Origin of the sequence: Microbispora sp. NPDC046933 (assembly GCF_040644635.1) — a bacterium.
In the GTDB taxonomy this organism is placed as follows: domain Bacteria; phylum Actinomycetota; class Actinomycetes; order Streptosporangiales; family Streptosporangiaceae; genus Microbispora.
On record NZ_JBEYWW010000029.1, the window covers coordinates 47,142 to 66,554 of the forward strand.

The following is a 19,413-nucleotide window of genomic DNA, read 5'->3' on the forward strand; positions in this document are numbered from 1 at the left end:
ACAGGTGAGCCGCACCATGACAGGACACGTCGTCATCGCGCCGGACAAGTTCCGGGGGTCGCTCACCTCGCCAGAGGTGGCCGCGCACGTGGCCGCCGGATTGGGGAACGTCCCCGTCGTCGAGCTGCCGGTGGCCGACGGCGGCGACGGCACCGTCGACGCGGTCGTGGCGAGCGGCTTCACCCGGGTCGAGACGGAGGTGACCGGTCCCGCCGGCGACCCTGTCACGGCGGCCTACGCCCTGCGCGACGAGCCCGGCGCACGAGTCGCCGTGATCGAGTTGGCCGAGGCGTCGGGCCTGCGCCGGCTGCCGGGCGATCCCGTGCCGCTGACCGCCACCAGCCGCGGCACCGGTGAGCTGATCGCCCACGCCGTACGGCACGGCGCGACGCGGATCGTGCTCGGTCTCGGCGGCAGCGCCTGCACCGACGGCGGCGCGGGAATGGCCCAGGCCCTCGGCGTGCGGCTGCTGGACGTCCACGACGCGGAGCTCCCGCCGGGCGGCGCCGCGCTGCGCGACCTGCGCACGATCGACGCCTCCGGCCTGCTGCGCGGGTTCGAGGTGATCGTGGCGAGCGACGTGGACAACCCGCTGCTCGGGCCGTACGGCGCGGCGGCGGTGTACGGCCCCCAGAAGGGCGCGAGCCCGCGGGACGTGGCCGTGCTGGAGGCCGGTCTGGCCCGGCTGGCGGCCGTCGCCGCGCACACCCACGGCCTGGCGGGCGCCGCCGAGCACGACGGCGTCGTGCGCGCGATGGGCGTGGCCGGGCGGCCGGGTGCGGGCGCGGCAGGCGGGGTGGGCTTCGGCGCGCTGACGTTCCTCGACGCGGAGATCCGCCCCGGCATCGGCTATCTGCTCGACCTCGTGGAGTTCGACCGGCACGTGGAGGGCGCCCAGTTGGTGATCACGGGCGAGGGCTCGATCGACGAGCAGACCCTGCGCGGCAAGACCCCGGTGGGCGTCGCCGCCGCCGCGGCCAAGCACGGCGTGCCGGTCGTGGCCGTCTGCGGGCGGCGCACCGTCGGCGACGACGAACTGAGGGCGGCCGGCATCGAGGCGGCGTACGCGCTGACCGACATCGAGCCCGACGTGAGCCGTTGCGTGGCCGAGGCCGGGCCGCTGCTGGAGCGGCTGGCGGCGCGGATCGCCGCCGGACATCTCACGACATGAGGAGTGGCGCGTGGGGGAACCGTACGACCTGGTGGTGAGGTCCCGGCGGGCCGTGACCCCGGAGGGGGAGCGTCCGCTGGCCGTCGCCGTGCGCGGCGGCGTGATCGCGGCCCTGCACCCCTACGAGGAGACGGCCGTGGCGCGGCAGTCCGCCGACCTCGGCGATTTGCCGCTGCTGCCCGGGCTGGTCGACTCCCACGTGCACGTCAACGAGCCGGGACGCACCCACTGGGAGGGCTTCGCGACCGCGACCAGGGCGGCGGCGGCCGGGGGCGTGACCACGATCGTGGACATGCCGCTGAACTCGCTCCCTCCGACCGTGGACGTGGCGGCGCTGGAGGTCAAGCGGAAGGCCGCCGAGGGCCGGTGCCACGTGGACGTCGGCTTCTGGGGCGGCGCGATCCCCGGCAACCTCGCCGACCTGCGGCCCCTGCACGAGGCCGGCGTGATGGGCGTCAAGTGCTTCCTGTCCCCGTCGGGCGTCGACGAGTTCCCCGCGCTCGACCGCGACGGGCTGCGGGCCGCGCTGGCGGAGGTGGCGGCCTTCGACGGCCTGCTGATCGCGCACGCCGAGGACCCCGGGCTGCTGTCGGAGCCCGGCGGCCCCGCGTACGGCGACTTCCTGCGGTCACGCCCGCAGGAGGCCGAGCGCCGGGCCGTCGAGCAGGTGATCGCCCTCGCGGCGGAGACGGGCGCGCGGGCGCACATCGTGCACGTGTCGGCCGCCGCCTGCGTCGAACCGCTGCGCGCGGCCCAGACGGCGGGGGTGCGTGTCACCGCCGAGACCTGCCCGCACTACCTGACCCTGGCGGCCGAACAGGTCGCCGGGCCCGCCTACAAGTGCTGCCCGCCGATCCGGGAGGCCGCCAACCGCGACGCGCTGTGGCGGGCGCTCGCCGACGGCGTGCTCATGGGGATCGTCTCCGACCACTCCCCGTCGACGCCCGACCTCAAGGTGCCCGACTTCGCCGCCGCCTGGGGCGGGATCTCCTCGCTCCAGGTCGGCCTGCCGGTCGTGTGGACCGCCGCCCGCGCTCGAGGGTACGGCCTGGCCGACGTGGCGCGCTGGATGGCCGAGGGCCCCGCCCGCCTGGCCGGCCTGCCGCACAAGGGGGCGATCCGGGTGGGGAACGACGCGGACCTGGTCGCCTTCGACCCCGACGCCGAGTTCACGGTGGACGTCGCGGCGCTCCACCACCGCAACCCGGTGTCTCCCTACCACGGCGCGCGGCTGGCGGGCGTCGTACGCACCACCTGGCTGCGCGGCACGCCCGTCGATTTCGCCACCCCGCGTGGCCGGCTGCTGACGAGGGGAGTCCGATGACCGGCTTCACCCGCCTGCCCGACCTCGCCCTGCGCACGCACGGCGGGTCGGTCGTGGCGGCCAGCGACGAGTCGTTCGCCGAACGGGAGGCCCTGATCAGGCCGGGACCGGCCGAGTTCCGGCCGCACACCTTCGGGGCCAAGGGCCAGGTCTACGACGGCTGGGAGACCCGGCGGCGGCGCGATCCCGGCCACGACTGGGCGATCGTGCGGCTCGGCCTGCCGGGGGTCATCAGGGGCGTGGTCGTGGACACCGCGTGGTTCCGCGGCAACTATCCGCCGTACGCGTCGGTCGAGGCCTGCGCGGCCGACGGCTATCCCTCGCCGGACGAGCTGGACGGCTGGGTGGAGATCGTGCCGAAGAGCCCGCTGAAGGGCGACGCGGCCCACGAGTTCGCCGTGACCGACCCCCGCCGCTTCACCCACGTGCGGCTGAACATCTTCCCCGACGGCGGCGTCGCGCGGCTGCGGGTCCACGGGCGGGTCGTGCCCGACCGGGCGTTCCTCGAGGGCCTCACCGTCGACCTCGCCGCGATGGAGAACGGCGGCCTGGTCACGGCGTGCTCCGACGAGTTCTACTCCTCGCCGGACAACGTCCTCGCGCCCGGCCTGGCCCGCAACCAGGCCGAGGGCTGGGAGACCGCCCGCCGCCGCGACGGCGGCAACGACTGGCTCGTCGTCGCCCTGGCCGGGCCCGGCCGGGTGGCCGTCGCCGAGATCGACACGACCAACCTGGTCTTCAACGCCCCCGCCTGGGCGTCGCTGAAGGGCGCGGACGCGGACCGGGCGCCGCTGGAGGCCGAGGACGCCTGGTTCCCGCTGCTGCCCAGGACACGCCTCCAGCCCGACACCCGCCACCGCTTCCGCCTCGACGACGACCGCCGGATCACCCACGCCCGGCTCGACGTCTACCCCGACGGCGGCCTCGCCCGCCTCCGCCTCCTCGGCACCCTCACCCCCTGACCGGCGAACATCGGAAATTACTGCGCCTCAAGCTTGCGGCGGAGTATGGTGACACGGCGATTTCGGAGGGTAGCGGAACGAGCACGACTCGTCCTGCTACACTAGGGCTATTACTCCCCGCCGTCCTCCGGGACTGGCGGGGCTTTTTCATGCGGGAGACGACTTCGTGGCCGAGCGTGTCGCGGTTTTCCTGGACTTTCAGAACGTCCATCTGAGCGGGCATGGCGTCTTCGAGAACTACGGTCTGCCGCCATACCGGTGCGTACCCCATCCCGCGAGGGTCGCCGATCTGATCGGTCAGCGACGGTCGCGTCCGAGCGAGGTGACAGCGGTGCGGGTGTACCGAGGTCGTCCCGATCCCAACTACCAACCATTACCGGCAGCGGCCAATGACGCGCAGGCGGCTCAGTGGACTCGCGACACCCGCGTCCAGATGGTGCGACGGCAGCTCAACTACCGTGGCTGGGCGGATGGAATGCCTCCACAGGAAAAGGGCATCGACGTCGCTCTGGCCGTCGACCTCATCCATCTGGCGCTGCGGAGGCAGTACGACGCTCTGGTGTTGTTCTCGAGTGACACCGACCTCCTGCCGGCGGTTGAGACGATCAAGGGGTTGCGTCTGGGACACATCGAGGTGGCCTGCTGGTCAGGATTCAAGCCCCTTCGGATCAAGGGCACCAACCTCCCTTACTGCCACTTCCTCAACAAAGATGACTGGGCGGCGGTCACTGAGGACTGGATCGACCGAATCTGAGGAAGCCGCGAGGAGGAGAGCGCGACCGTGTGGCGCCGCAGCCACCCACATGGCCCGCTTTCTGACCCCGTGATCGGATCCCCGACAGGATGCCGGGGACGATGACGAGGCGCGGGTCAGTGCCAGAGGGTGATGGTGGTGCCCGGCGGCTGCTGGCCGAGCGGCTTCTCGCCGATCACGCGCTCGGTGCCTACGCCCGCCAGTCTGCGGACGTTGACCTTGAAGCCGGCCGCCTTCAGTTCCGCCACGGCGTCCTTGACGGCCTTGAAGCGCACGTCGGGCACGTTGACGACGGCGGGCGGGCTCTGGGCGGGGTCGACGGGGTTGATCTCCCACGGCCAGTGGAAGCCCTCGTCCGGCCCGCGCGAGGCCGTCAGGTGCACGGTCGCCCCGGCCACCACCTCGGCGCCGCCGGAGGGTTCCTGGGCGATCACCGTGCCCGGCGGGGCGTCGTCGGCGGTCTCGTCGACCTGGACGTTGAAGCCCTTCTCGCGCAGGAACTTCTCCGCCTGGTCACGCATCATCTGCGTGACGTCCGGCATCAGCAGACCGGCGCTGACGACGAAGTTGACCGTGCTGCCCTTCTTGACGCGCTTGCCCACCGGCGGGTTGGTGCGGATGACCTGGTCACGGGGGATGGTGTCGCTCGCGCTCTTGCTCACCCGCCCGGGGGTCAGCCCGACCTCGGCGATCTTCGCCCGGGCGTCCGTCAGGCTGAAACCCTCGACCTTCGGCACGGGGACCGTCTCCGGGCCGGCCGACGGGATGAGGGTGAGCACCGAGCCCTTGACCACCTCGGCGCCCAGCCCCGGCTCGGTGTCCAGGACGATGTCCTTCGGCACCTTGTCGTCGAACCGCGCCTCGCCGATCCGGACCTCGAAACCGGCCTGCTGCGCCTCCTGCCTGGCGACCGTGACGGGCTTGTTCACCAGGTCGGGGACCTTCGTGTAGCGGCCCTGGGAGAACCACCAGCCGGTGAAGCCGACGCCTGCCAGCATGACGAGGGCCAGCGCGGCGACGAACCAGACGGGCCTGATCCTGCGTCCCCGGCGCCGCCGCGTCTCGGCCGGGCCGGTGAGCAGTTCCGAGCGCGGCTGGATCATCGTCTGCTCGATCGGCCGCTCGGGCTCCGGACGCGCGTGCTGGGCCGTGCCGAACGACGAGGCGCCACCGGCCGGCGGGATGGTCCGGTGCGCGCCCGTCCGTACGCCGCTGTGGGCGCCGGTGTGAGCGCCGGTGTCCTGGGCCCCGTGGGGGGCGGCGTGCGCGCCGGTGTGCCCGGTCTTCGGCAGCGTACGGTGGATCTCGACGGCGGCGACCAGCATCGCGGTCGCGTCCGCCGGGCGCCCGGCGGGGTCCTTGTCGGTGGCCGCGGCGACGAGCGCGTCGATCGGCGGCGGCACGTCGGGCATGATCGAGGACGGCGCGGGGACGGTCTCGTGCACGTGCCGGTAGGCGATCGACATCGGAGTCTCGCCCGCGTACGGCTGCCGCCCGGTGAGCAGCTCGAACAGCATGATCCCGGCGGCGTACACGTCGCTGCGGGCGTCGGCCGTGCCGGTCGTGACCTGCTCGGGCGACATGTAGCCGATCGTGCCGATCATCATGCCGGTCTTGGTCTGGTTGGTCGCCTCGATCGCGCGGGCCAGGCCGAAGTCCACGACCTTCACCCGGCCGTCGTCGGCGAGTAGCACGTTCTCGGGCTTGACGTCCCGGTGGATGAGCCCGGCCTGGTGGGCCGCGCCGAGGGCGGCGAGCACCGGGATGACCATCTCCAGGGCCTCGCGCGCCGGGAGGCGGCCGCGCCGGCGCAGGACGTCGCGCAGCGTCCTGCCGGGGACGTACTCCATCGACAGGTAGACGTTCGCCCCGTCGGTGCCCTGGTCGAAGACCTGCACGATGTTGGGGTGCGAGAGGCTGGCCACCGACTTGGCCTCGCCGATGAACCGCCGCACGAACTGCGGGTCCTCGGCCAGCGAGCGGTGCATCACCTTGACGGCGACCGTGCGGTCGAGCCGGACGTCCAGAGCCAGGTATACGGAGGCCATGCCACCCCGGGCGATCCGGGACTCGACGCGGTAGCGCCCATCGAGCAACTGCCCCACGAGCGGGTCGGTTAGCGTCGTGTCCACCCGCCAGAGTTTACGGGTGATTTGCCGCCCGGCGTGTTCCCGAATCCTAAACCGAGACCTATTCGGGCGCCTTCCGCGCCGTCCGAAAAGCCGTGCCGATTCAGAAAACCGGGCTTACCAGACGTGGATGAGCGCCTTCCCGCCCGCCCGGCGAACACGTCTCGGGACGAGCGGGTGGGGAGGACGGCTGATCGTCGCGGTGGCGGGTTCAGGACGGGCGGGCGGGGGAGGACGCCTCGGCGTAGCGGCGGCGGGGGATGCGTCCGGCCAGGCGGGCCAGCCGCCCCGCCGTGACCGCCTGCCGCATGGCCGCGGCCATCAGGCCCGGCCGGTGCGCCCGGGTCACGGCGCTCGCCAGTAGCACGGCGTCGCAGCCCAGCTCCATCGCCAGCGCCGCGTCGCTGGCCGTGCCGATGCCGGCGTCGAGGATCACCGGAACCGTGGCGGCCTCGACGATCAGCTCGATGCTGTGCGGGTTGCGGATGCCCAGCCCGGAGCCGATCGGGGCGCCGAGCGGCATCACGGCGGCGCACCCGGCGTCCTGGAGCCTGCGGGCCAGCGCCGGGTCGTCGCCGATGTACGGCAGCACCACGAAACCGTCGGCGACCAGCCGCTCGGCGGCGTCGAACGTCTCGATCGGGTCGGGCAGGAGGGTCCGCTCGTCCGCGATGACCTCCAGCTTGACCCAGTCGGTCTCCAGCGCCTCGCGGGCCAGGCGGGCGGTCAGCACCGCCTCCCCGGCGGTGAAGCACCCCGCCGTGTTCGGCAGCACCTTGATGCCGCGGGCGCGCAGCACGTCCAGCACCGAACCGCGGGACTCCGGGTCGAGCCTGCGCATCGCGACGGTCGTCAGCTCGGTGCCGGACGCCTCCAGCGCCTGGTCGAGCACCTCCAGCGACGGCGCGCCGCCGGTGCCCATGACGAGCCGCGAGGTGAACTTCTCCCCGCCCAGCACGAAGACGTCGTCGGTCATGCTCATCCTCCCTGCACGGCCGTGAGCACCTCGACGCCGTCGCCGTCGCCGACCGGAGTGGAGTCCCAGGCGCTCCGGCTCACCACCTCGCCGTTCACCGCCACCGCGACGCCGGACGTGAGGGACGTGAGGGTCCGTACGGCGTCGCCGACAGTGGCGCCGTCCGGCAGTTCGGCCGCGCCTCCGTTGATCGTGACTTTCATTCGCTGAATCTCCCTGGATCGCAGAACCGGGCGACCGGGGGCACCTCGTCGCCGGTGAGGTACGCGGCGACGGCGTCGGCGGTGACCGGGGACAGCAGCACCCCGTTGCGCCCGTGCCCGGTCGCCGCGAGCACGCCGGGCGGCCCGGCGGGGCCGATGAGCGGCAGGTTGTCGGGCGTGCCCGGGCGGAAGCCGACCGTCGTCTCGGCCAGTTCGAGCTCCGTGATGCCCGGCACCAGTTCGCGGGCGTCGCGCAGCAGCTCGTACACGCCGCCGGCGGTGACCCGCGCGTCGAACCCCATCTCCTGGGTCGTGGCGCCCAGGGTGATCTCTCCGTCGCCCCGGGGCACCAGGTAGGCGGGGGAGCCGTGCACCAGCCCCCTGACGCACCGGGTGAGGAACCCCCGGGGCCCGCGCAGCCGGAGGATCTCGCCCTTGACCGGGCGCACCGGCAGGCCGGGCAGCAGGGACGCCGACCACGACCCGGCCGCCACGACGACCTGCCCGGCCGCGACGGCGCCTCCCGACTCCAGCCGTACGGACGGAGTGCCCGGCACGGGGGCGTCGATCCCGGCGACGCGCTCGGTCACCAGCGTGCCGCCCGCCTTCTCGAACGCCGTGAGGAGGGCGCGCACGACCCTGCGGGGGTTGACCCAGGCGTCGTCGCGGGCCAGCAGCCCGCCGCGTACGGAGGGGGCGAGCATCGGCTCGAAGGAGCGGCACTCGCGCCCGGTGAGCCGCTCGACCCGCAGGCCGAGCGTGCGCTCGAAGGCCGCGAGGTCGTCGAGGACGGCCATGTCGTCCGCGCCGCGGGCGACCTCCAGCGTGCCCTCGGTGCGGTAGTCGAGGTCGGCGCCGGTCTCGTCCTCCAGCTCCGCCCGGAACGCCGGCCAGGCCGCCAGCGACGCGAGGCCGAGCCGCAGCAGCGGCTCCTCCGTGTAGGTCACCTCGCTGACCGGCGCGAGCATCCCCGCAGACGCGTGAGTGGCGCCGCCTCCTGGCGCGGGGTCCACCACCGCCACCGACAGGCCCCGCCGTGCGGTGCGCCAGGCCGCGGCCAGGCCCTCCACCCCGCCGCCCACGATCACGACGTCGTAGCCGGACTGCGCGCCGGATTGTGCGCCGGACGGCGGTGTGTGGGACACAGCGCTCCCTTCGCCGGCATTACCCGGATCAGGTCGGGGCGGTCGAGAGCCTCACGCTCTCCTCTCAGCCCGGTCCGCCGGGCTCCCGCGCGTCTTACGCCCACAAGGGTAGTACGCCGCCCACAACGGCCGATCGCCGGGACCGATGCGGACGAGGGCCGTCCGCCGTCACACAAGGCGGACGCTCATCGACCCGACGGAGGTATCCCATGGCCACGATGCTGTACTCGGCCACCATGTCCCTGGACGGCTTCATCGCCGGGCCGGGCGGCGACATGTCCTGGCTGACCGAACACCTCGGCCCCAACCCGGCCGTGGACGGGCTCATCGGCGACATCGGCGCGCTGCTCGTCGGCAACCGGACCTTCCGGGGGGACGACCCGCACCGGGGCACTCCCCAGGAGGGCGAGCCGTTCGGCGGCGGGTGGAGCGGGCCGCAGTTCGTGCTCACCCACGACGTCCCGGCCGCGCCGGTGCCCGGCGTGACCTTCGTGACGGACCTCGGCGCCGCCGTCGAGGCCGCCACGGCGGCCGCCGGGGACGGGTACGTCAACGTGCTCGGCGCCGACGTCGCCGCGCAGTGCCTCGACGCGGGCCTGCTCGACGAGATCCTCGTGTGCGTGGCGCCGGTCATGCTCGGCGACGGCGTCCGGCTGTTCTCCCGCCCCGGCGGCGCCCGGGTCCGGCTCGAACGGATCAGCCTCACGCACGTGCCGCACGCGACGAACATCCGGATGCGCGTGGTCAGGTGACGACGTGGCCGGCTTCACAACGCCGGCCCCCGCGGAAGTGCGCGGCAATTGCCCAACTCGTTATAGGGGGCCCGTTGGCCAGGGCCCCCGTTGACAATCTATGGTCAAGCTGTGGATCACGTCGTGGTGGTGGGTGCCGGCCTGGCCGGCGTGCGAAGCATCGAGGCGTTGCGGTTCCGTGGGTTCACCGGCCGCATCACGCTCATCGGCGAGGAACACCATCGCCCCTATGACCGGCCGCCGCTGTCGAAGGCGGTGCTGCTCGGAGAGACCGACTCCACTGTGGTCGACTCCGACCTCGACGCCCTCGACGTACGGCTGTGCCTCGGCACGGCGGCCAAGGGCCTGCGCGACGGCGTCCTGGAGACGACCGAGGGCGAGCTGGACTACGACGGCCTGATCATCGCCACCGGCGCCACGCCGATCCGTCTGCGCGGCGAGGGCCGCCAGCACGTGCTGCGCACGATCGAGGACGCGCTCGCGCTGCGCGAGCGGATGGTCCCCGGCGCCCGCGTGGCCGTCGTCGGGGCCGGCTGGATCGGCGCCGAGGTCGCCACCGCGGCGGCCAGGGCCGGTTGCGCGGTGACCGTGGTGGAGGCGGGGGAGAGCCCGCTCGCCGTGGCGCTCGGGACCGCCGTCGGCAGCCACACCACCGGCTGGTACGCGCGGGCGGGCGTCGAGCTGCGCCTCGGCGCGCTGGTCGGCACCGTGGACGCCGACGGCGTCACGCTCATGTCCGGCGCCCGGGTGCCGGCCGACGTGGTCGTCACCGGCGTGGGGGTGCGCCCGGCCGTCGACTGGCTGAAGGGGTCGGCGGTCCGGCTCGACGACGGGGTGGTGGTCGACGAGCACCTGCGCACGTCGCTGCCCAACGTGGTCGCGGTGGGCGACTGCGCGAACTGGTGGTCGCGCAGGTTCCGCACCCGCATGCGGGTCGAACACTGGGACACCGCGCTCCAGGCCCCCGACACGGCCGCCGCCACCCTGCTGGGCGAGGAGGCGGTCTACGATCCCGTGCCGTACTTCTGGTCGGAGCAGTTCGGTCACATGGTGCAGTTCGCCGGTCACCGGGAGGCCGGCGACCGCATGGTGCTGCGCGGCGACCCGCGTACGGACGCGAAGTGGGCGGTGTGCTGGCTGACGGCGGAGGACCGGCTGGCCGCGGTGCTCACCGTCGACCGGCCGCGCGACGTGGTGCAGGGCCGCCGGATCGTCGAGGGCGGCCAGCGGCTCGATCCGCTGCGGCTGGCCGATCCGGCCGTGCCGCTCCGCGACTGCATTATGGCGTAATCGAGGTGTTTCCTGGCAGCTCGGCTGTGGTAATGGTGGATCCGTGACGCTTACTGTTGCGCAGATCGACCGGGAGACCGACCAGCTCGTAGGGGAGTGGCTCCCCCTCTCGGAAACCGCCAAGAAGCTGGGACTCAGCCTTGGCCGCGCCAAGCAACTCCTCAAGGACAAGAAGCTCGTCGGTGTCCGGCGGGGCGGGGGCGAGCCACAGATCCCGGCGGTGTTCATCGCCGGCGGCGAGGTGCTCAAGGGCCTGCCCGGCACGCTCACGGTCCTGTCGGACGCGGGGTACGACGAGGTGGAGTCGATCCGGTGGCTGTTCACCCCGGACGACTCGCTGCCGGGGGCCCCGATCGACGCGATCGTGAAGGGCCGGCACACCGAGGTCAAGCGCAGGGCCCAGGCCCTCGGTTTCTGACCGTACCGCCGCATGGCATTGTGGTCGGGTGAACGACACCCGGCGACAGCGGCTCGCGCAGGCCAGGCTCTACCTCTGCACCGATGGCAGGAGGGACCGCGGCGACCTCGAGAAGTTCCTCGACGCGGTCCTCGCCGGCGGAGTGGACATCGTCCAGCTCAGGGAGAAGGGCCTGGAGGCGCGTGAGGAGCTGGACCTGCTCGAGGTCTTCCGCGCGGCGTGCGACAGGCACGGCGCGCTGCTGGCGGTCAACGACCGGGCGGATGTGGCCCACGCCGCCCGGCCCGACATCCTGCACCTCGGCCAGGGCGACCTGCCGGTCCCCGTGGCCCGGGAGATCCTCGGTCCCGACGTGCTCATCGGTAGGTCGACGCACTCGGCGGCCGAGGCGTCGGCCGCCGCCGTGGAGCCGGGGGTGGACTACTTCTGCTGCGGGCCGATCTGGCCCACACCCACCAAGCCCGGCCGCCCGGCGCCCGGCCCCGCGCTGCTCGAGCACGCCGCGCGCCTGGGCTCCGACCGGCCGTGGTTCGGCATCGGCGGCATCGACCTGGGCAACCTCGACGAGGTGATGGCGCACGGCGTGCGCCGGGCCGTGGTCGTCCGGGCCATCACCGAGGCCGGCGATCCGGGCGCCGCCGCCGCCGCGCTCAAGGCCCGGCTGTCCGCCGTGCCGCTGTGAGCGGGACGCGCCCGGACAGCCGGTCGGAGGCTCCCGGCGGGCCACCGGTCACCGGGGCGACGGCCGCCACGCCGGCTTCCGCCCACGACGGGGCGTAGCGGAAGGCGGTGCGGCGGCGGTCCGGGAGCGCGCCGGGCCCGGCTGGGTGTTCCGTCAGGTGCGGCGGTTCGCCCAGTGCGGCGGCCCGTCAGGTGCGGCGGCCCGTCAGGTGCGGCGGGAGGTGGCGGCGACGGCCAGGGCGGCCAGCGCCGTGCGGGCCTCCTCCTCGATCGGCGCCTGGTCGAGGGCGTGCAGCGCGTCGTCCAGGTAGCGCTTGATCATGCCCTCGCACGCGGCCAGCGCGCCGGTCTCCTCGATCACCGTGCGCAGCCGCCCGACCCCCTCGGCGTCTAGCCCGGGGTCGCCCAGCAGGGCCCGTACGACCTCCGCCTGGGCGGGAGTGGCCGAGGCGAGCGCGCGCGCGATCAGGACGGTCCGCTTGCCCTCGCGGAGGTCGTCCCCGGCGGGCTTGCCGGTCTCCGCCGGGTCGCCGAACACGCCGAGGATGTCGTCGCGGAGCTGGAAGGCGATGCCCACCTGCTGGCCGTACTGCACGCAGAGCCGGTCGATCCACGCGTGCTCGGCCCGGGCGGCGAGGACGAGCCCGAGCCGGAGCGGCTGCTCGACGGAGTACTTACCGCTCTTGTAGAGCGCCACCCGCAGGGCGCTGTCGAACGTGCTCTCGCCCTGCGCCTGTTCGAGCAGGTCGAGATACTGCCCGCACATCAGCTCGGTGAGCATGTAATCGTGCAACGGCTGGGCGGCGGCGATCGCCTCGGACGCCAGGCCGCTGGTGCGCCACATCTCCCCGGACCACACCAGCAGCAGGTTCCCCAGCAGCACCGCCGAGCCTTCGCCGAACTGCCGCGCGGAGCCGTGCCAGCCCGCTTCCGCGTGCATCCGTTCGAACCGGCGGTGCGCCGACGGCATGCCCCGGCGCACGTCGCTCGCGTCCATGACGTCGTCGTGGATGAGCGCGCTGGCCTGCAGGAGTTCCAGCGAGGCGGCGGCGAAGTGCAGTCCGGGGTCGTCGCCGCCCCCGGCGGCCCGCCAGCCCCAGTGGCAGAAGGCGGGCCGCAGTCGTTTGCCGCCCGCCAGGAAGTCCTCCGCGGCGGACAGCAGGGCGGCCAGATGAGGGTCACCGAAGTGTGGTCGCTGCCGGTCGAGGAACTCCCGGAGTGCGCGGTCCACCTCCGTACGGATGGAATCGAGCGAGGCGGCGGAAGCGGTCATGCTCTGAGACTAACCGGGGTTGATCCAGACACACAGCATCAGATCCCCTCCAAGTGGGCCAACTCACTTTGATAGGGCAAATGTCCATATAGCAAGACCGTGGGGGCCGTGAAAAGCGCCATCGCTGTACCCTTGCCGGTATGGCTCTCGGTCTGCCCTCGCGGCTTCCTGATCGCGTCCCGACGGTCCGCGAACTGCTGGCCGCGGGCGAGCGCTCGTTCTCGTTCGAGTTCATGCCGCCGAAGACCGACGAGGGGGAGCGCCAGCTGTGGCGGGCGATCCGCGAGCTGGAGGCGCTGCGGCCGACGTTCGTCTCCGTGACCTACGGCGCCGGCGGCTCGACCCGGGACCGCACGGTGGACATCGTCGAGCGGCTGGCGCACGAGACGACGCTGACCCCCGTCGCCCACTTCACCGCGGTCGACCACTCGATCCGCGAGCTGCGCCACCTCGTCGGCAGGTTCGCCGACGCGGGCGTGCGCAACATCCTCGCCGTACGCGGCGACCCGCGCGGCGGCAACCCCCTGGACGAGTGGGTCAAGCACCCGGAGGGCGTCCTGTACGCCGAGGAGCTGGTGCGGCTGATCCGCCAGGCGGGCGACTTCTGCGTGGGGGTGGCCGCCTTCCCGTACAAGCACCCCAGGTCGGCGACCATCGAGTCGGACACCGAGTACTTCGTGCGGAAGTGCCGGGCCGGCGCGGACTACGCGATCACCCAGATGTTCTTCAAGGCGGAGGACTACCTGCGGCTGCGCGATCGCGTGGCGGCCCACGGGTGCGACACGCCGATCATTCCCGGCATCATGCCCGTCACGCAGATGAGCACGATCGCCCGCTCGGAGCAGCTGTCCGGCGCGCCGTTCCCGCCGGAGGTGGCCGAGCGGTTCGCGGCCGTCGCCGACGACCCGGCCGCGGTCCGCCGCCTCGGGATCGAGCACGCCGTCGAGCTGTGCCAGAAGCTTCTCGACGAGGGCGCCCCCGGCATCCACTTCATCACCTTCAACCGGTCGAGCGCGACCCGCGAGGTGTTCCAGGCGCTGCACAGCGTGCCCGCCGCCGTCGCCGGCTGAGCCGGCCGCTCCCGTCAGTCCTCGCGGGCCCCGCGCTCGGGAAGCGGCAGCCGCACCCCGGCGATGACGTACTCCTCGTAGCCGCCGGGGAAGACGAACCGGGTCATCAGGTCGGCGAACCCGACGTCCCGGTACAGGTGCCGGGCCACCGTGGGGGCGTCGTGCGTCGACAGCACGGCCGTACGCTCAGGGCGGCCCTCGCACAACGCGTGGATCATCCGCCGGCCGATCCCCTGCCCCTGATACTCGGGGCGCACGTGGACCTCGGCGATCTCCAGGGCGTCTCCGAACCAGTCCTCCGCCACCAACGGCCCGGCCCGGTCCTGCAGCGCCCCGCGTACGACGTCGTGCCACCACTGCCCCTGGCCGCCGTGGAAGCCGTACGCGAAGCCGGCGACGCCGGAGGTCCGCGTGTCCTCGGCGAGCACGCAGTCGAAGTCGGGATAGGTGGCGTGGTTACGCATGATCGCCATGCGGCCCGCGAGCTGGTCCGACGGCGGGCGCATGGCGACCGTGTAGATCTCCAGCACGGTGTCCAGCACCGCCCTGAACCGGTCGGCTCCCACCCGTCGCAGTCGGATCACTCGTCGCACACTAGCAAAACGAGGCCGGGCCGGTCCGGCAGGCGTCACTCCACCTCGGCGGCCGTGCCCCCGGTGATGCGCAGCAGCTCCTCGTAGGACGTGGGGAAGACGGTGTGCGGATGCCCCCCGGCGGCCCACACGACGTCGTGCTTGCCCAGCCAGGTGTCCACCAGCGTCCGTACGGGCGCGGGGTGCCCGACCGGGGCGACGCCGCCGATGGGCTGCCCGGTGTGCTCGCGGACGAACTCCGGCGTGGCCCGCCGCACCTTCGCCGCGCCCACGAGCCGCGCGATCAGATCGGTGTTCACGCGGTGGGCGCCGCTGGTCAGCACCAGCAGCGGCGCGCCGTCCGCGTCGAAGATCAGGCTGTTGGCGATCGCGCCGACCTCGCAGCCCAGCTGGGCCGCCGCCGTGGCCGCCGTCGGGGCGGCCTCGTCCAGCACGACGACCTCGCCCGCCACCTCGTGGGCCCGCAGGGCCTCCTGGACCCGGACGACGTTCGGATGCAACTTTTCTGCCACCCGGTCACTCTAAACGGATTGCCAGGACATACGCGGCCGATTATGGCCACTTACGATCACGCGGCTCACAATCGGACCGTAAGGTGAGTCTTTTGATCGAGAAAACGAACTTATGAGGGGGTTGGTCATGATGAGGGGTCGACGGCGACTGCTCGTCGCGGTGGGGGCGGCGACGTTCGCGACCGCCTTCGCGGCGACCGGCGTGAGCGGCACGGCGCAGGCGCGCACCGCCGCGCCGACGGGGGCCGTGACCACGGGGACCGTGCTCTCGGCGTCCTCGGCGTCCTCGACGCTCCCGGCGAGGGCCGCCGTGGCCGCCCGCGCCGCCGCCTACCCGCCGTTCACCGCGCCGGGCAAGACGCTCAGGCTCGGCGCCAAGGGCTCCGCCGTGAAGGCGCTGCAGACCCGGCTCAAGGAACTCGGGTACGTGCCCGGCAGTGCCGACGGCCGGTACGGCGGGGCCACGCTGACGGCGGTCTGGGCGTTCCAGAAGGTGCAGGGGATCACGCCGACCAGCACGGTCGCCGCCCGCACCTGGAGGGCGCTGGAGAACCCCCGGGCGCCCAAGGTCCTGGTGCCCAGGGGCAAGGCGACCCGCGTCGAGGTGAACCTGACCAAGCAGGTGATGGTCCTGTACCGGGATGGCGCCCCGGTGCTGATCAGTCACATGTCCAGCGGCAGCGGCGTTCCCTACACCGAGTACGCCACCTGGAACGGCAAGCGGCAGCGGTTCTCCGGCGGCGCCCGCACGCCGACCGGCGACTACAAGACCACCTGGCGGGTCAAGGGCTGGCACCGGTCCTACCTCGGGCAGCTCTACAACCCGATCTTCTTCAACGGCGGCATCGCGCTCCACGGCGCACTGTCGGTGCCGCTCTACCCGGCGTCGCACGGCTGCGTGCGGCTGCCCATGAACGTCGCCGAGATCCTGCCCGGCATGCTCGGCAAGGGCGTCCCCGTGCACGTCAGGGGCGCCTTCAGGCGCTGATCCCATCCCCCGGAGGGGCCCCGCGCGAGGTGTCGCGCGGGGCCCCTCCGTCGTCTGTCGCCCGCGTTTCGAACGCGGTCCTCGAACACGTATTCGTTGACAGCCTTGACAGGGGACATGATCGAATCTATGTTCGATGGAGTGGGCGTGGGACTCGCGGCTCGCGCCCACCCCGTTGGATTCGTGCCTTCGTCGTCGGCGGAGACGGATGCGGCACGGCCCGCGGCGTGGGCCGGACGGGGAGAGGGGAAGCTCCTCGTCCGGCCGCCCACGGGAGCCTGAGAAAGCGTCGGGCGATCTCGAGCGGTTCACGGGATCTCCCGGCCGGCGAAATTGTCGGTGCGATCTGCGACTGTGAAGTCACCGGCGACCTTCGCCGGAGTGCCACGACTCAAGGAGGCGGGCATGACTGAGCAGAACGACGAGCAGAAGAGCGGGCCCCGGCTCTCGCAGGCGGTTCTGGCACACCTCGCGGACGCCAGGGCATGCCTCGCGGACGCCACCGTCGGGCCCACCCCCGCGGACCGCTACGTCTCGGCCCACCTGGCGGCCCTCCGAGCGGCCGCCGGGATCCTCGCGGCCCGTCCGCGGCCGATGGACGGCCGCAGGCGGCGGCTGCGCAGCGCCTGGGAGCTGCTCCCGGAGGCCGAACCCAAGCTCGCGGACTGGGCGGCCTACTTCGCGGTGACCGCGACCAAGCGTGCGGCGGCCGAGGCCGGCATGGTCCGCGCCGTCACGCAGAACGACGCAGAAGAGATCATAGCGGAAGCGGACAGGTTCGTCGGCGAGGTCGAGTCGATCCTCGGCCTGCCCGGCCGCCCCACGCTGCCCATGGCCGGCTGACCTCCGTCCCTCAGCCCGGCGCTTGGGACGTTGACGGCCGGGATGCCGGGTCTGAGGAGGCGGCCCTCACAAGCGGAGCGGCGCCGTCCGATGACCGGCCGCGCGCCGGACCGGACCGCGCTTTCGCGGCACGGCCGTCCGCGAGCCCCGGCCCGGGCGCGAGCCGTGGCGGTGGTCAGACGGGGTCGCGCTCCAGCGGGCAGCTCATGCACCGCGGCCCGCCGCGCCCGCGGCCGAGCTCGCTGCCGCGGATCGGGATGACCTCGATGCCGTGCCTGCGCAGGTGATTGTTGGTCGTGGTGTTGCGCTCGTAGGCCACGACCACGCCGGGTTCCAGCGCCAGCACGTTGCAGCCGTCGTCCCACTGCTCGCGCTCGGCCGCGTGCACGTCCTGCGTCGGCGTGAGGACCTTGATGTCGTCGAGGCCGAGGGCCCGCGCGATCGCCTTGTGCATGTCCTCCGGCGGATGGTCGGTGACCTTCAGCTCCTTGTCGGTGTCGCCCGGCTCCACGGTGTACGACGGGAGCATGCCGAGCCCGGCGTACTTGGTGAACACGCCCACGTCGACGTTGGTCATCACGGTGTCGAGGTGCATGAACGCACGGGTCTTGGGCAGGTCGAGCGCCACGATGCGGGTCGCCGACCCCGCCCGGAACAGGTTGGTCGCCAGCATCTCCACGGCCTGCGGCTGGGTGCGCTCGCTCACCCCGACGAGCACGACGCCGTTGCCGAGCACCAGGACGTCGCCGCCCTCGATGGTGGCCGGGGCCATGCGCACGCCCTCGTACCAGACGTTGAACCCGCCGCCGCCGGGGTTGCCGTACCCCGCGGCGAACAGCGGGTGCCACCGGTAGACCGCCTCGTAGTTGACGGTCTCCCGTCTGCGCGCCTTCTTGCGCATCGGGTTGATCGACACCCCGTCGTACACCCAGCAGGAGGTGTCGCGGGCGAACAGGTGGTTGGGCAGCGGCGGGAGGACGAAGTCGTCCATGCCGAGCGTGTGGAAGGCGATGGAGCCCGGGTCGCAGCCCAGCTCCATGATCTCGCGTTTGGTGATCCCGCCGGTCAGCAGCGGCGCGAGCGTGTCCGCGTCGAGGGCGTCGAGCGTGTTGCGGATCGCGTCGGCGGCCAGCGGGCCGAACCAGTGCTCGTCGACGCTGCCGTCGAGGATGTGCTTGCGCGCGTCGGGGATCTCGATCACCTCACGCAGGAGGTCGCCGAGATGGTGCACCTCGACGCCGCGCCCGGCGAGCACCTCGCACCACTCCCGGTGCTCCTCCAGCGCGCGGTGCACCCAGAGCACGTCGTCGAACAGCAGGCCGTCCTTGTTGCCCGGGGTGAGCCGCTTGAGCGCGAGTTCGGGTATGTCGACCAGGACCCGGCGCAGCCTGCCCACCTCGGAGCCCACGTAAAACGTCATGTCCTGCCTATCCCCGCGTGGCGGGAATCACTCGTGCCGGCGGCTCCCCGTCGCGGAGGCGCCGAGCCCGTGACTACGCCGGAGAGGGCGGGCGCCGTCACGGGGAGCCGCGTACGAACCGAGGCGGGAGGTCAGAAGGACTCGACGGCGCGGCGGGCCTCCGCGTCGAGCACGCCCCAGTGGATGAACTCCTCGGTCAGCTCGACCGGCGACTTGTCGTAGATGACCGCGAGCGAGCGCAGGTCCTCCTGCCGGATGGACAGCACCTTGCCGTTGTAGTCCCCACGCTGGCTCTGGATCGTGGCGGCGTAACGGGCGAGCGGGCCGGCCTTGTCCTTCGGCAGCTGCGACAGCCGCTCCAGGTCGATGACCAGCTTGGGAGCGGGCGCGAGCGGGCTGGGGGCGGCTCCGCCGGGAAGAAGCTCCGACACCGGCACTCCGTAGAAATCCGCGAGCTCGGCGAGCTTCTGCACGGTCACCGCGCGGTCGCCCCGCTCGTAGGAGCCCACGACGACGGCCTTCCACCGCCCGCGGGACTTCTCTTCCACACCGTGCAGGGACAGTCCCTGCTGGGTCCGGATGGCGCGCAGGCGCGCGCCCAGCGACTTGGCGTAGTCAGACGGCATTGTGTGGCCCCCGGCTTTCTATGTCTCTTCTCACTTGATTGTGCGTCCTTGTCCTAAGCGTTCCGAACACCGGGGCTGGTGCCTGTGACCGGCACCTTCGGTGACCGCTGCGTCGGGTTTTACCCAGGAAGGTCGCGTGTTGTGGTTACGGACAGTGACGGTAAAGCCGACACTCCCAAAGGTCAAGCTGATTGGAAAAAAGAGCGTCAAACAGTGCTCTCACCGAAATCCCCGACACCCGGTGCGATGCGGCTTCCGATCCCCGGAACGTCCCCCGGCGCGT

General features: G+C 72.6%; 20 protein-coding genes and 1 riboswitch. Of the genes, 11 read left to right on the forward strand and 9 right to left on the reverse strand.

Annotated elements, in window-relative coordinates; genetic code table 11:
- The first annotated feature begins 16 nt into the window (after positions 1-16).
- The 4 genes from ABZ857_RS32000 to ABZ857_RS32015 all read left to right on the forward strand — a co-directional run bounded on the left by ABZ857_RS32000 (position 17) and on the right by ABZ857_RS32015 (position 4,211).
- Complete coding sequence (locus ABZ857_RS32000; RefSeq protein ID WP_357050384.1) at positions 17-1,171, forward strand: glycerate kinase; 1,155 nt, start codon at positions 17-19, stop codon at positions 1,169-1,171.
- A gap of 10 nt (positions 1,172-1,181) precedes the next feature.
- Positions 1,182-2,495 carry an allantoinase AllB gene (gene allB / locus ABZ857_RS32005; RefSeq protein WP_357050387.1) on the forward strand — a complete coding sequence of 438 codons (1,314 nt, stop codon included), beginning with the start codon at positions 1,182-1,184 and terminating at the stop codon, positions 2,493-2,495.
- Entirely contained in the window at positions 2,492-3,457 is a 966-nt protein-coding gene (gene alc / locus ABZ857_RS32010; RefSeq protein ID WP_357050390.1) for an allantoicase, read from the forward strand. Before allB ends, alc begins: the two co-directional genes overlap by 4 nt.
- Before the next feature lie 166 nt (positions 3,458-3,623).
- Positions 3,624-4,211: an NYN domain-containing protein gene (locus tag ABZ857_RS32015; protein WP_357050392.1), complete on the forward strand. Its 588-nt coding sequence runs from the start codon at positions 3,624-3,626 to the stop codon at positions 4,209-4,211.
- Positions 4,212-4,327: 116 nt separating this feature from the next.
- Here ABZ857_RS32015 and pknB read toward each other — a convergent pair whose 3' ends face one another.
- The 4 genes from pknB to thiO all read right to left on the reverse strand — a co-directional run bounded on the left by pknB (position 4,328) and on the right by thiO (position 8,664).
- A complete protein-coding gene (gene pknB / locus ABZ857_RS32020; RefSeq protein ID WP_357050395.1) occupies positions 4,328-6,343 on the reverse strand; it encodes a Stk1 family PASTA domain-containing Ser/Thr kinase in 2,016 nt (671 codons plus the stop codon).
- A gap of 208 nt (positions 6,344-6,551) precedes the next feature.
- Positions 6,552-7,322, reverse strand: coding sequence for a thiazole synthase (locus ABZ857_RS32025; protein WP_357050398.1), 771 nt, complete (start codon positions 7,320-7,322; stop codon positions 6,552-6,554).
- Positions 7,319-7,519, reverse strand: a complete 201-nt coding sequence (gene thiS / locus ABZ857_RS32030) for a sulfur carrier protein ThiS (RefSeq protein WP_357050401.1) — start codon at positions 7,517-7,519, stop codon at positions 7,319-7,321. The genes ABZ857_RS32025 and thiS overlap by 4 nt, the downstream gene beginning before the upstream one ends.
- Positions 7,516-8,664 carry a glycine oxidase ThiO gene (thiO, locus tag ABZ857_RS32035; protein WP_357050403.1) on the reverse strand — a complete coding sequence of 383 codons (1,149 nt, stop codon included), beginning with the start codon at positions 8,662-8,664 and terminating at the stop codon, positions 7,516-7,518. Before thiO ends, thiS begins: the two co-directional genes overlap by 4 nt.
- A riboswitch (TPP riboswitch) is annotated at positions 8,653-8,763 on the reverse strand. Its footprint overlaps the gene before it by 12 nt.
- A 110-nt stretch (positions 8,764-8,873) precedes the next feature.
- Here thiO and ABZ857_RS32040 point away from each other — a divergent pair.
- The 4 genes from ABZ857_RS32040 to thiE all read left to right on the forward strand — a co-directional run bounded on the left by ABZ857_RS32040 (position 8,874) and on the right by thiE (position 11,806).
- A complete protein-coding gene (locus ABZ857_RS32040; RefSeq protein ID WP_357050406.1) occupies positions 8,874-9,416 on the forward strand; it encodes a dihydrofolate reductase family protein in 543 nt (180 codons plus the stop codon).
- A gap of 111 nt (positions 9,417-9,527) precedes the next feature.
- Complete coding sequence (locus ABZ857_RS32045; RefSeq protein ID WP_357050409.1) at positions 9,528-10,706, forward strand: FAD-dependent oxidoreductase; 1,179 nt, start codon at positions 9,528-9,530, stop codon at positions 10,704-10,706.
- A 43-nt stretch (positions 10,707-10,749) separates the two neighbouring features.
- Positions 10,750-11,124 (forward strand): Rv2175c family DNA-binding protein, encoded by a 375-nt coding sequence (locus ABZ857_RS32050; RefSeq protein WP_357050412.1) that lies wholly within the window; start codon positions 10,750-10,752, stop codon positions 11,122-11,124.
- Positions 11,125-11,152: 28 nt separating this feature from the next.
- Complete coding sequence (gene thiE, locus ABZ857_RS32055; RefSeq protein WP_357050415.1) at positions 11,153-11,806, forward strand: thiamine phosphate synthase; 654 nt, start codon at positions 11,153-11,155, stop codon at positions 11,804-11,806.
- Between the two features lie 204 nt (positions 11,807-12,010).
- On the opposite strand, the gene ABZ857_RS32060 is transcribed toward thiE, so the two are convergent.
- Positions 12,011-13,078, reverse strand: coding sequence for a polyprenyl synthetase family protein (locus ABZ857_RS32060; RefSeq protein WP_357050418.1), 1,068 nt, complete (start codon positions 13,076-13,078; stop codon positions 12,011-12,013).
- 140 nt (positions 13,079-13,218) lie between these two features.
- Here ABZ857_RS32060 and metF point away from each other — a divergent pair, with 140 nt between their 5' ends.
- Complete coding sequence (gene metF / locus ABZ857_RS32065) at positions 13,219-14,148, forward strand: methylenetetrahydrofolate reductase [NAD(P)H] (RefSeq protein ID WP_357050421.1); 930 nt, start codon at positions 13,219-13,221, stop codon at positions 14,146-14,148.
- A 14-nt stretch (positions 14,149-14,162) separates the two neighbouring features.
- On the opposite strand, the gene ABZ857_RS32070 is transcribed toward metF, so the two are convergent.
- Positions 14,163-14,732, reverse strand: coding sequence for a GNAT family N-acetyltransferase (locus ABZ857_RS32070; RefSeq protein ID WP_357050424.1), 570 nt, complete (start codon positions 14,730-14,732; stop codon positions 14,163-14,165).
- Positions 14,733-14,776: 44 nt separating this feature from the next.
- Positions 14,777-15,253, reverse strand: a complete 477-nt coding sequence (locus ABZ857_RS32075) for a YbaK/EbsC family protein (RefSeq protein ID WP_357050427.1) — start codon at positions 15,251-15,253, stop codon at positions 14,777-14,779.
- Positions 15,254-15,380: 127 nt separating this feature from the next.
- On the opposite strand from ABZ857_RS32075, the gene ABZ857_RS32080 reads away from it, so the two are divergent.
- Positions 15,381-16,241: a L,D-transpeptidase family protein gene (locus ABZ857_RS32080; RefSeq protein WP_357050430.1), complete on the forward strand. Its 861-nt coding sequence runs from the start codon at positions 15,381-15,383 to the stop codon at positions 16,239-16,241.
- 405 nt (positions 16,242-16,646) lie between these two features.
- Positions 16,647-17,084: an SAV_6107 family HEPN domain-containing protein gene (locus ABZ857_RS32085; protein WP_357050432.1), complete on the forward strand. Its 438-nt coding sequence runs from the start codon at positions 16,647-16,649 to the stop codon at positions 17,082-17,084.
- A gap of 175 nt (positions 17,085-17,259) precedes the next feature.
- Here ABZ857_RS32085 and ABZ857_RS32090 read toward each other — a convergent pair whose 3' ends face one another.
- Together ABZ857_RS32090 and ABZ857_RS32095 are read right to left on the reverse strand one after the other, a co-directional pair.
- Positions 17,260-18,504, reverse strand: a complete 1,245-nt coding sequence (locus ABZ857_RS32090) for an arginine deiminase (RefSeq protein ID WP_357050435.1) — start codon at positions 18,502-18,504, stop codon at positions 17,260-17,262.
- 131 nt (positions 18,505-18,635) lie between these two features.
- Entirely contained in the window at positions 18,636-19,130 is a 495-nt protein-coding gene (locus ABZ857_RS32095; protein WP_030508976.1) for a transcriptional regulator, read from the reverse strand.
- Between the last annotated feature and the right edge of the window lie 283 nt (positions 19,131-19,413).

Excerpts from the sequence above, each read along its gene's own strand:
- ABZ857_RS32000 (WP_357050384.1), top strand. The coding sequence starts at position 17 with ATGACAGGACACGTCGTCATCGCGCCGGACAAGTTCCGGGGGTCGCTC.
- alc (WP_357050390.1), top strand. The coding sequence starts at position 2,492 with ATGACCGGCTTCACCCGCCTGCCCGACCTCGCCCTGCGCACGCACGGC.
- ABZ857_RS32025 (WP_357050398.1), bottom strand. The coding sequence starts at position 7,322 with ATGAGCATGACCGACGACGTCTTCGTGCTGGGCGGGGAGAAGTTCACC.
- thiS (WP_357050401.1), bottom strand. The coding sequence starts at position 7,519 with ATGAAAGTCACGATCAACGGAGGCGCGGCCGAACTGCCGGACGGCGCC.
- ABZ857_RS32040 (WP_357050406.1), top strand. The coding sequence starts at position 8,874 with ATGGCCACGATGCTGTACTCGGCCACCATGTCCCTGGACGGCTTCATC.
- ABZ857_RS32060 (WP_357050418.1), bottom strand. The coding sequence starts at position 13,078 with ATGACCGCTTCCGCCGCCTCGCTCGATTCCATCCGTACGGAGGTGGAC.
- metF (WP_357050421.1), top strand. The coding sequence starts at position 13,219 with ATGGCTCTCGGTCTGCCCTCGCGGCTTCCTGATCGCGTCCCGACGGTC.
- ABZ857_RS32080 (WP_357050430.1), top strand. The coding sequence starts at position 15,381 with ATGATGAGGGGTCGACGGCGACTGCTCGTCGCGGTGGGGGCGGCGACG.
- ABZ857_RS32085 (WP_357050432.1), top strand. The coding sequence starts at position 16,647 with ATGACTGAGCAGAACGACGAGCAGAAGAGCGGGCCCCGGCTCTCGCAG.
- ABZ857_RS32090 (WP_357050435.1), bottom strand. The coding sequence starts at position 18,504 with ATGACGTTTTACGTGGGCTCCGAGGTGGGCAGGCTGCGCCGGGTCCTG.
- ABZ857_RS32095 (WP_030508976.1), bottom strand. The coding sequence starts at position 19,130 with ATGCCGTCTGACTACGCCAAGTCGCTGGGCGCGCGCCTGCGCGCCATC.